Origin of the sequence: Microcystis sp. LE19-195.1E, assembly GCF_027532095.1 — a bacterium.
In the GTDB taxonomy this organism is placed as follows: domain Bacteria; phylum Cyanobacteriota; class Cyanobacteriia; order Cyanobacteriales; family Microcystaceae; genus Microcystis; species Microcystis aeruginosa.
Genome location: NZ_JAPZSZ010000306.1, coordinates 1 through 10,605, shown reverse-complemented (window position 1 = coordinate 10,605; position 10,605 = coordinate 1). Strand labels below are relative to the sequence as shown.

The window sequence follows — 10,605 nt, the reverse complement described above, 5'->3', positions numbered from 1 at the left end:
CAGTATTGTAATTTCAGAAACGCTTCCTAATTTACGAATAAACCTTTGTAAATCCACCCCCCTTAGTTGAAGAGTGTCAATTGCAGAAGCTTTATTCAATCCATTGATACTGTTAGGTTCAATTTTAACGTGCCAGAAATTTGCTGAAAAATATGTTTTCCAGTCTGTAATAGGAGCAATAAGCTTGATAGGAAGCTTTCCTACTGAATCGGAACTGATGACGACGGCAGGACGCAATTTTTTGATTTCTGCACCAACAGTAGGATCGAAGTTGACTAACCAAATTTCTCCACGTTTTGGCAGCTCAGGGTTAATACTCAATGATGTCACCTGCCATTAACTCCTGCCATTCAGAATCTTGTTGATAGTGAGAGAGCATTATATCGGCTTGACTTTTGAGAATATTCCTCCGTTCAGTCATTGGTAACTTCAGAAAAGCAAGACGCTGTTTTAAGGATGGAGAGATATATTCGCTGGTAGAAGAATCAGAACTAACTTCTTCAACCAAAATAACTACCTCAACAGTTTGTCCTACAGTCAGATCTGGAGATTCAATTTCAATTCTATTTCCCGGTAGGACTTTTGCTGTCGTGTACAAAGTTGATTTAACCATTTTAAGCCTTCTCTTTAAGTATTGTTGTTAATATAGCTTATTAAGATCGGCGACCGCACTTTAACCCACAGTTTCAATCAATGTGCATGGTGCGTTCCCCAAAATCGATCGGTGGAGAAGTAGGAGCCAGATTAGGGAACGCACCCTACAAGATTGCTACAAGCTATTCTTCTCTTATACCATCTCCGGTTCCAGGTTTCGTTTGGTAACCAATTAACAGCGTTACCAGTGCAGTAATACCTGAAGTCAAACTGGTTTTGAGTGTACCCTTATCTTCTGGTGAAATATTCGCTAGAAATGGAAGGTTCAGCAAAAAGGTTGCTAAAAAGAGGCTGATTATAGAGCCTAGTGCAGCACCGACTGATGCAAAAGCGACTTTTCGATTGATTGAGGGGTTGGTAGTAACAAAAGACGGGGATGGTTGCTGATCGGTTGTGGTGGCTGGGGGGGTGGGGGTATTCATAGAGTAGTATTTAGATGAGACAAGGATTTGATTTCTATTGGTGAGTCAAAGATGGACAATACGAAAGGACGTATTTGTTATACCAAATTTCTAAATCCATGACAGACATCCACGCTCGAATGCTTGCCAAGCCTGTATTCGTTGTGACGCGAATAAAGAAAAATGGTATTAGGCAGAAAGCGATCTATGGTAAGCATTAGCAAGTTTGGTATCGTACCTATTAGCACGATGGCCTGACCCATTGTAGCCTAGAGCAAAACCTGCCCAAATTAGCCTATTGCCAAAAACCTTATTTAACTAAATTCCTGACAATTAGGCCAATTCTAGCGACGATTATTCGATCTGACTGCACCCCTTGACAAAAATTTATCATTATTCGATTGGTTTAACTGTCGGGGGACTCTGTAAAGATTTTTTACTGGGAAATCCACACCCACCAACAAACTTTTTGCCGCAAACCCTAATTCAACCTTTTGCTCCTATACTTTTAGCAGCACAGGAGCAAAGCTGAAAATAAAAATTAATAACTGTCCTCATCGGTGATAACTTCCACGGGAATCACTTCTTCTAACACTTTTTCCTGCATTTCTTGGCGACGAATTGGTATTTTGGTTTTTTCCAATTCAGGTAAAGCGACCAATTCCCGCTGTTTTTCCCGGACAGTATTGGGTAATAACATCGGTAAAGGTTCGGGGGTTTCTAACCAGTAGCTGGCCACTGGTAGGGTATGTTCTAAATCTTCCAATAAACGGGGAATAATCATCACCGCGTGCAGTTCACCGATTTTCTCTGCTTCTCGCATTCCCGCATCAATGGCCACGGCCACATTAGCGACGGAACCCCGGATAATGGCCGTACACAAACCATCCCCAATTGTTTCGTAGGAAGCTAACTGCACATCGGCCGATTTTAACATAGCATCGGCTGCCCCCACCATAGCGGGAAAACCCCTGGTTTCCAAGAGACCGATCGACATATTGCTCAGTTTGCTAAAACCCCGTTGACTTTGGGCAATTTCGGCTAAACGGCTACCAATGGGGAAAATTACCTCTAAATTGGGCATCGGTCGGGGAATAACCGATTTAGATACCAATTGTCCGAACTGTGCGGCGGTTTTTGCCCCTTCTTCCACTGCTAACCGCACATCGGCAATATTACCACGCACGATCGCCGTACAGTGACCACCGCCAATTTTTTCGTAACCCACGAGGGTAACTTCTGCCGATTTTAGCATCATATCCGCCGTCCCGACGATCGCCGGAAAGCTGAGGGTAGAGACTAAACCCAAGGCGCTATCTTTGGGGTGACGCTTGGTTTTCATCGTCCTTTGACCGGGGTTAGTTGTGGACGAGGGGGGAATGCTTCCATTAACTCTTAATCTAGACATTGAAGATAAACTTGCCCTAACAGGTATGAAGGGGGTGATTGTCAGCTATCCTGTTACTATCTAGTCTATCCTGTTAACCTTAATTGCTATTGAAGATTTTTGAGGGATTAGATAAATTTTAGTTATTGTAGCTTGATCAAATTGTCTATGACAGAACAGCCTCGCAGTACAGATGATCGAATCAGCGAAACGGAAGCGACCGAATTAATGCGCTCGCTGCTTCATAAGGAAGGAAATTGGGTGAATTGGGGGCAAAAATGTCAAAAACTGCAAAAAGCTGGCTACGATTCCCAGTTAATCTTTGAACAAACCGGTTTTCAAAATGCCCAACAAAATTTAATTATTGTCGCTGCCCAAGTTTTTGAGAGTTTAATCAAAGCGGGAGCAGCTGAAGATTTGTTAAGTTACTACATCGGGCCGCGCAGTGATGTGCTATACGAATTGCGGATTCTCAACCAAGAACAAAGACTAGGGGCAGCGAAATTAGCGGCAGAAAAAAGGATTGAGGTGGCTGAAGCACACGATATCGCCAAGGCTATCCAAGATTTTTCCCGTTTATCCCAGATTCCCAGTGAATTTACCCGTCATCCTGGAGATGCGATCGCTTACCAGTGTTGGAAACGGGGCAAACAAAAGCGAGATTTAGCCGAAAGAGCGAAATTAATCGCTAAAGGGTTGAAATTTGCCCATTCTGACTCGGCCAGACAGGCGATCGAGTCTTTACTACAAGATTTTACCGTTACTCCCTCCCGTAGCGCACCGTTGCTACCCGTCCATCGTTTACAGGATGAGGACGAATTAGCCAGAATTATTCCTTTAGTGGGAAGATTTCCGGTGACAGTAACTGATATAAAACACACAGAAAGTTTGAGCGTCGAGGAACCTTTTCGACTGGTAACGGTGGGGGATAAACAAACAATCGTGCCTCTCCCCGGTTGGCAAGCAATTCTCAAAGCGAACGATCCTGTAGCGATTTTATGGCCTAGCGATCAATTACCTCGATCGATTGCCACCAGGTCCGAGGAAGTGTTATTAGTGATCGATCGAGTTTTGGCCGAATGGGACGTGAACAATTATTATCTAGTAGAGAGAGATAATTCCGTCTCTTTACAATGGTTTGATAGTCCCCCCGATGTCACCATCTTAGGTCAATTGGTCTTGATTTTAAGAGCCAAAAATATCCTCGATGAAAAAAACATCACCGAACCCTGGCAAATGGACGACTAAATCAGTGATCAGTGATCACTGATCAGGTTTAAGCTATTAGTTATGAGTGGGAATAATAAAATAGATAAACTGATAACTGCAATCCAATAAAACTGGTCACTGCTAACTTGTAGCTGACAGCATAACTTAAGAAACTAAGAGACATTTTTCAAGGAAAAAGTAACAAAGAGGACAAAGGAGACAGGAGACAGGAGACAGGAGACAAATTTACCATACTTTTGCCTTTTGCCTTTTGACTCTTGCCTTTTTCTGACTGACAACTGAGAACTGATAATTGATAACTGATAACTGATATATGCGTGCAGTAATTTGTGGATATTATGGGAGAGGAAACGGAGGAGATGAGGCATTATTAGTGTCTCTATTGCAGATGTTGCCCTCAGCAATTAAACCTATTGTTTTGTCAAATAATCCCAGAGAAACCAGTCAACGTTATGGAGTGGAAACCTGTCCTAGTAGGGATTGGTGGCAAGTTTTTCAAACTATGAAAAAAGCGGATATATTTATCTGGGGTGGCGGCAGTTTAATGCAGGATGTCACCAGTTTTGCCAGTCCAATTTATTACGGTGGTTTAATGGCTCTTGCTCAATTATTGGGCTTAAAAACTATTGCTTGGGGGCAGGGAATTGGACCATTAAATAGACCTTTTACCCGTTGGTTAACCAAAAAAGTTTTACAAAAATGTAGTTTAGTTAGTGTGCGCGATGATACTTCGGCTCATTTAGTCGCCAATTGGGGTATTCATCCCATTGTTGCCCCCGATCCAGTATGGGCTTTAGACGCTCAATCAGTCAAGGGATTATCGGATTTACCCGCCCCAAGAATCGCCGTCAATTTACGTCCCCATCCCCTATTAACCCCGGCAAAATTAGATAAATTAACCCAAGCTTTAATTGATTTACAAATCAGCACGGGGGCGTTTATTCTCTTAGTCCCTTTTCAAAAGTCGCGGGATTTGCCCCTTTGTGAAGCTGTAGCCTGTCAATTAAGGGAAAATCATCAAATCATTAGTTTAGAGGATCCAAGACAGTTAAAAGGCTTATTTCGTGGGGTAGAAATGGTGATCGGAATGCGCTTTCATAGTTTAATTATGGCCGCGGCAGAAGATTGTCGTTGTTTTGCCCTGAGTTATGATCCGAAAGTGTCGCGATTAATTGCCGAAGTACCGATGCCGGGTTGGGAATTAGAGCAGTTACCAGAGGCAGTTAATGATATTAGTACCACTTGGATTGATTTTTATGCCAATGGAGAGGGATTAACCAGCGATCGCAAACATTTTTTAATTGATCGAGCTTTAATTCATCGAGAAATTTTATCTAGATTGGTGAGCTAATTTTTATGTCGAGTGCGATTACCGATGCCAGGGCTATTTCATTCTAAAAAGTCTCAAAATATGCTTAAGTCCATAAACATTGTGGCATAGGTTTTGATCAAGGGGAAAGGAGGCACTCGGCACATCCCCATCCCGCTTCGGTCTCGTGTGGGGACTTCCCGTGCCATATTTTCGTTAAGGGCAGTAAAGGGATCGTTAAATCAATCATAAATTGTTATAGCCCATTTCCTCCAGAGCCTAGCATAGAGGGGAAACCTCCTTTATCCCTAGGTAATTGCATGAATGGACTACAACAACAGATTATCAGTCTTGATCAGAAAGTCGAGCGTCTACAGGATATTGTCGAAAGCCTCAGCCAGCAAATTGCTATCCTAGCTGGGGATAAATCGAGTCATTCCCTGCGAGAATCCCTGGAAATGGTCGGTTTTTCCGAGTTATCCGATAATAGCCTCTACGATCATAAAGATATTCTCCGGGATCACGGTGGCAAACAAGCCCCAGCTGTCAATGGCGATAATTCTTTTGCCGATGAAATCCAAATTCGCCGATTAACGGCACAATTGACGGCGGCCTACAATCGCATTGCCGCCCTCGAAGAACAATTACTCAGCTATCGCATCCATTCCTAGTTAATTTCTGCCCAGAGGATTGGGTAAACTGGGCAAGGTGGGATTAGTCGGCAAATTGGGCAAAGGATTGCTATTTTCCAGGGTGGGATTATTAGCCTCCCCCGATAGAGTCGCTAAAGCCACACGATCACCGCCTACCTGTCGCAGTAGGTCTAAAACCCCAACCACTTCGTTATAACTGGCATTTCTGGAGGCATTCAGTACCATCAGTCCATTGGGACTATATTGATGATAATTCTTGATCGCCTCGAACAACTGGGCGCGAGTCACCATTTGTTTTTCGACGTAGAGTTGTCCGAAATCATCGAGACTAACCACCAACATTTCCCGCATCGGGGTGGTGGCGGTACTAGCTTTCGGTAAATCGAGGCTGATAGCCTGTTGGCGAGATAATCCCACTGCACCGAGAATAAAGAAAGTGAGAATACAGAAAATTACATCGATCAAGGGAATGATATTAACCTGCACATCCTCTTGAATGCGGTGTTGATCATGCCATAATTTGAGCGGACGGGCTGTGATATGGCTACTTTTTGGCTTTTTGTGGTTAAGAGATTTAGTTTCGGCCATGCTTGATAAGGGAGAGATTTAGCGATCGAGAGGTTTTTCTAGGTTAGCACTGAGGGCGTATTGTTGGTCTTCTTGGTGTAACCAGCGTTGGCGGTAGATAATTTCTAAATCACTGCCGGCCTTGCGAAAAATTCGGGCTTGATTGAACCAGAGTCCCTGAAAAACACGATAGAAAGCGAGGCTAAAAATAGCGACAATTAGGCCGGTAGCGGTGGAAATTAAAGCTTCACTAATACCTAAAGTTACTCCCGCCGTCGAGGAAGTTCCCAGGTCACTTAATTGAATATTGGCCAAAGAGGTAATTAAACCGAGTACCGTCCCTAATAATCCTAACAGGGGAGAAAGGGCAATGACTGCCTCAAGGATTTTATCGCCCCGTTTCATTAGGGATAATTGTTCATCGGCAGCCGATTCGAGGGCAAAGTGAAAAACCTCTGGATCTGGATTTTCTAAGCGCAGGGGTGCGTAGAGATAGCTACCAATGGGGTGATTGCGGGAATCTCCGGCGACTTTTGCCGCCAAATCCCAGTTACGGATGGCGGATTCCATAATGCGATTTAAAATCTGGCCCTCACTGAGGAGAGTACGACTCCAAAACCAAATTCGTTCGATAATAGTGCTAAGAGCTAAAATAGACAGAAAAAGCAGCGGCCACATGGCCACTCCGCCTTTTTGGATTAAATCAGTTATACTCACGAGTTGTTTTGTTCCTCCAATACCGGGCGATTCGGGCTTGATTATTTAGTTTAAGATTTAAGTCGATCGATTGACATTTATACTTTTTATACCATTTTTCAAAAATCGTGCCATACTTAAGGCGTTTCTCCTAAAGATGAAGTATAACCTGATAGGGCATCCTCTACTGTCTCGGAGTCTCGACTAGGAAATTAATTCTGCACGACTACTTATAGCCGTTATCAATTTTTTAGCCGCCGGCTTTTTTTGATCACTTGCCAAAAACCCAACCTTCTGCTGCAAACTAACGTCGTCTCAACAAATTTTTCATCTCTCCCCAGATAGAAAGTTGACCACCTAGACTAGAGGGATGGGTGAAAATTCCCTGACGGGGACTGAATAAAAAGGCCAACATAAATAGGGTAAAAGCGACAAGCACGATCGCCGGTCCAGAGGGTAAATTCCAGTAATAACTTAAATACATCCCACTGATACTAGAAATAATACCCACACCCACACCTAAACCCATGACTTGATGGAGACGGGTAACTAAAAGATAAGCAGTGGCCGCGGGGGTAATCAAAAGGGACAAAACGAGGATTACTCCCACCGCTTGGAGACTAGCAACTATTGTCAGACCGATCAGGAGCATTAAGCCTAAATCTAATAAATTTACCGGTAAACCCGCCGCTTGCGCCCCGATTTTGTCGAAAGTGTAGAATAATAGTTCTTTATACAGGAGCAAAACGGTTAACAAAACGATAACGGCAATAATTAGGGTATCGCGGATGTCGGCAGCAGTAACACCCAGAATATTGCCGAAGAGAAAGTGATTCAGGTCAATTTTGTTGTTTTTTTGGATGAGAGTGATCAGGGTGATGCCAAGGGCAAAAAAAGCCGAGAAAACGATCCCCATGGCCGCATCTTCTTTGATTGGGGAACGATTACGGATCAAGTTAATCAGTAGAGTACTGACCATTGAGGCTAGTAAAGCACCCAGTAGCAGATTAAAATTACCAATAAAAGCGATCGCTAATCCGGGTAAGACCGAGTGACTGATGGCATCGCCCAAGAGGGCCAAACGTTGTACCATCAGGTAGGTTCCCACCACCGCACAAATGATCCCGACGATGATAGCTTCAATTAGGGATCTCTGCATGAAACTATACTGTAAGGGTTCGATTAATCCTGTTAATAGATTGTTGCCCATGAATCTGCCTTGGGGTTAAATTTTTCTGATTCTCGATCGAGGTTTTGCTCCTAGGGTCTATCTTCTGATCGGGGGAGAAGATAGGTTAGGATAATTAGGATTAATTGTAAGTTTTTTCGCTCCTAACCGCTGCCATGGATACCCCCGTTCTTTCCTCAACTTTTTTTCTGACTCTCCTGCTCATGGTGGGATTATTCTTTTTTATTCGCGGTTCCGTCAAAGAGCGTATCGAACAGCGTGTCTATCTTACCAGTACCAGTGACGACCAACTATTAGAACAACTGCGAGATTATTTTGACCGACGTTCCTATCAAGTCAAGGCGATCGAACCCGAACAGAATATTGTCAGATTACAGGGTTTTGTGCCGCCTAGCCCCTTTCTAGCGATATTTTTGACAATTTTGGCGGCCTTGGGTTTATTTTGCTTCTCACTGGTGTTATCGGTGTTATTTCCCGATACTAATCCCTATATTTTTGCTCTTGTGGGTTTATCTCCCCTCGCGGGTGTTTTCTATTGGCAAAAAGTCGGCCGTTTAGAGGAAGTGGCTTTTAAAGTAGAAAGCAAATCTCAGCAAACGGAATTAACTGTCAAAGCCCATCGGGACGAGTTAAGACAACTACAAGATAGTTTAACCTTTCTGGAAAGACAATAAGCTTTTTATGCCCTACGAGCGCCTAATTTATCTGGCCGATACCGATGCGGCCGGTGTGGTTTACTTTGCCCATCTTCTCTCGATCTGTCATGAAGCCTACGAGTTTTCTTTAGCACAATTTGGCATCAATATCAAGGATTTTTTCAAAGATTCTCCGGTTGCCCTACCGATTACTCAAGCGGAAATCCAGTTTTTTCGTCCCCTTTTTTGTGGCGATCAAATACAGATTGATTTCACTGCCCGATCCCTGAGCGAAAACGAGTTTCAATTGCAGTATAAAATTTATTTGGCTGAAATCATGGTCGCAAAAGCGAAAACTCGCCATGTGTGCATCGCTCCCACCGCTAGAAAAAGAATCCCTTTACCGGAATCTTTAAAACATTGGTTAGGATATTTATCAACCCTAGAGGAGACTGGTATTTAAGGGATGATTTGGGCAGATTTAACGATAATTTTAACTAGGGATTGGTGGCACAATGCTTGGCAATTATTTAACCTTAGCACCGAGAGAATTGTCTGGAATTCTTTTCTGGCCTTTATCCCCTTTATCCTTAGCTTTTGGCTATTTCGGATCGCCCTCGATCGTTCCCTACTCTGGTGGTTAATTCTCTTAGTTTTTGTGCTTTTTTTACCCAATGCTCCCTATATTCTCACCGATAGCATTCATTTAATCGCCTATCTTCAGCAGGATTACGCCAAAAGTTTAATTTTTTTAGTTTTAATCCCCCAGTATAGCTTCTTTATTTTTATTGGCTTTCAGCTATACGTTCTCTCCTTACTTAATTTAAAAAGTTATTGTCAGCAAAGTCAGCTAAATTCAGCGGTTTTACCCCTAGAAATAACTCTCCATTTTTTAAGTGCGATCGGTATCTATCTAGGGCGTTTTCTTCGACTGAATAGTTGGTATCTAGTCACTCAACCGCAGCAACTATTCTGGAGTTTGCAGAATTTACTGACTAAAAAACCTTTGATATTTATCTCTGTCTGTTTTTTAATTATTTGGCTACTATACGAGATCAATAAAAGGCTTTACAATCGATTTTTTGGCTACAATTAACGCCTATCGGGGATTTCGACCCTCTCCTAGTCTCTTTCCGATTAATTAAAAGATAGTAGGAAGACAGAGATCAATTGGCCGCAGCGAAAGTAGTCGTGCAAAATTAATTTCCTAGTCGAGACTCCGAGACAGGAGACAGGAGACGGGAGACGGGAGACGGGATACAGCTATTAGGGATCGGATTTGAGTTTTCAGTTCACTGTTTACTGATCACAGCAGAAGTCTGACGGAGTAGTGGCTTAGATGTGTAATTAATTGTGCTTAGATACTTATGATCATCGAAAATTTGGGTCTGAAACCCCGCCGTTTTACGGCGGCTTTGCTGTTAAATATTAGAACATTTACGAAATATATGCTAAAATATGAGACATGGAAAAAGCCTATTCTTACCGATTTTACCCCACACCAACACAAGAGTCGCTATTGCGGCGCACTTTGGGCTGTGTAAGATTAGTTTACAACAAAGCTCTCCATCTCAGAACACAAGCTTGGTATGAAAGACAAGAAAGAGTAGGATATACTGAAACTTCTTCAATGTTGACCGAGTGGAAAAAGCAAGAAGAATTAGACTTTCTCAATGAGGTAAGCTGTGTACCTTTACAACAAGGGTTAAGACACCTACAAACAGCTTTCACTAATTTCTTTGCTGGTCGTACTAAGTATCCTAACTTTAAGAAAAAACATCAGGGAGGAAGTGCCGAATTTACCAAATCAGCCTTTAAATTTAAAGACAAACAAATCTATTTAGCCAAATGCACAGAACCTTTACCTATTCGATGGTCAAGACA

The 10,605-nt window shown here is 42.7% G+C and carries 15 protein-coding genes; 7 read left to right on the top strand and 8 right to left on the bottom strand.

Annotation, left to right across the window (positions count from 1 at the left end):
* The 5 genes from O9300_RS16975 to ccmO all read right to left on the bottom strand — a co-directional run.
* Positions 1-330 (bottom strand): type II toxin-antitoxin system PemK/MazF family toxin (locus tag O9300_RS16975; protein ID WP_004163166.1); only part of this gene is annotated, 330 nt, incomplete at its 3' end.
* Entirely contained in the window at positions 311-613 is a 303-nt protein-coding gene (locus tag O9300_RS16970) for a hypothetical protein (RefSeq protein WP_002775120.1), read from the bottom strand. The genes O9300_RS16970 and O9300_RS16975, both read right to left, overlap by 20 nt.
* 163 nt (positions 614-776) lie before the next feature.
* Positions 777-1,076 carry a hypothetical protein gene (locus O9300_RS16965; RefSeq protein ID WP_012264396.1) on the bottom strand — a complete coding sequence of 100 codons (300 nt, stop codon included), beginning with the start codon at positions 1,074-1,076 and terminating at the stop codon, positions 777-779.
* A 168-nt stretch (positions 1,077-1,244) separates the two neighbouring features.
* Positions 1,245-1,346 (bottom strand): N-acetylmuramidase domain-containing protein, encoded by a 102-nt coding sequence (locus tag O9300_RS19545; RefSeq protein ID WP_353851567.1) that lies wholly within the window; start codon positions 1,344-1,346, stop codon positions 1,245-1,247.
* Between the two features lie 250 nt (positions 1,347-1,596).
* Positions 1,597-2,397 carry a beta-carboxysome assembly protein CcmO gene (ccmO, locus tag O9300_RS16960; protein WP_002775137.1) on the bottom strand — a complete coding sequence of 267 codons (801 nt, stop codon included), beginning with the start codon at positions 2,395-2,397 and terminating at the stop codon, positions 1,597-1,599.
* 213 nt (positions 2,398-2,610) lie between these two features.
* Here ccmO and O9300_RS16955 point away from each other — a divergent pair, with 213 nt between their 5' ends.
* From O9300_RS16955 to O9300_RS16945, 3 genes are all read left to right on the top strand, one after another.
* On the top strand, positions 2,611-3,690 hold the full coding sequence (locus O9300_RS16955) for a RuBisCO accumulation factor 1 (RefSeq protein ID WP_287972882.1): 1,080 nt from the start codon (positions 2,611-2,613) through the stop codon (positions 3,688-3,690).
* Between the two features lie 295 nt (positions 3,691-3,985).
* On the top strand, positions 3,986-5,023 hold the full coding sequence (gene csaB, locus O9300_RS16950; RefSeq protein ID WP_287972881.1) for a polysaccharide pyruvyl transferase CsaB: 1,038 nt from the start codon (positions 3,986-3,988) through the stop codon (positions 5,021-5,023).
* 278 nt (positions 5,024-5,301) lie between these two features.
* Positions 5,302-5,652 (top strand): hypothetical protein, encoded by a 351-nt coding sequence (locus O9300_RS16945; protein WP_287730799.1) that lies wholly within the window; start codon positions 5,302-5,304, stop codon positions 5,650-5,652.
* Here the strand turns inward: O9300_RS16945 and O9300_RS16940 are convergent, their stop codons facing one another.
* The 3 genes from O9300_RS16940 to O9300_RS16930 form a co-directional block, all read right to left on the bottom strand.
* A complete protein-coding gene (locus tag O9300_RS16940; RefSeq protein ID WP_002771111.1) occupies positions 5,653-6,222 on the bottom strand; it encodes an ExbD/TolR family protein in 570 nt (189 codons plus the stop codon).
* Positions 6,223-6,240: 18 nt separating this feature from the next.
* Entirely contained in the window at positions 6,241-6,879 is a 639-nt protein-coding gene (locus O9300_RS16935) for a MotA/TolQ/ExbB proton channel family protein (RefSeq protein ID WP_002760669.1), read from the bottom strand.
* Positions 6,880-7,201: 322 nt separating this feature from the next.
* Positions 7,202-8,107, bottom strand: coding sequence for a metal ABC transporter permease (locus O9300_RS16930; RefSeq protein WP_061430563.1), 906 nt, complete (start codon positions 8,105-8,107; stop codon positions 7,202-7,204).
* A gap of 134 nt (positions 8,108-8,241) precedes the next feature.
* On the opposite strand from O9300_RS16930, the gene O9300_RS16925 reads away from it, so the two are divergent.
* From O9300_RS16925 to O9300_RS16910, 4 genes are all read left to right on the top strand, one after another.
* Entirely contained in the window at positions 8,242-8,760 is a 519-nt protein-coding gene (locus tag O9300_RS16925) for a cofactor assembly of complex C subunit B (RefSeq protein WP_002734244.1), read from the top strand.
* A 7-nt stretch (positions 8,761-8,767) separates the two neighbouring features.
* Entirely contained in the window at positions 8,768-9,184 is a 417-nt protein-coding gene (locus O9300_RS16920) for an acyl-CoA thioesterase (RefSeq protein WP_287730802.1), read from the top strand.
* Between the two features lie 3 nt (positions 9,185-9,187).
* The gene (locus O9300_RS16915; protein WP_287972880.1) at positions 9,188-9,817 is read left to right on the top strand and encodes a DUF1361 domain-containing protein; all 630 of its coding nucleotides are present in this window, start codon (positions 9,188-9,190) and stop codon (positions 9,815-9,817) included.
* A gap of 369 nt (positions 9,818-10,186) precedes the next feature.
* Positions 10,187-10,605 (top strand): RNA-guided endonuclease InsQ/TnpB family protein (locus tag O9300_RS16910; protein WP_287972879.1); only part of this gene is annotated, 419 nt, incomplete at its 3' end.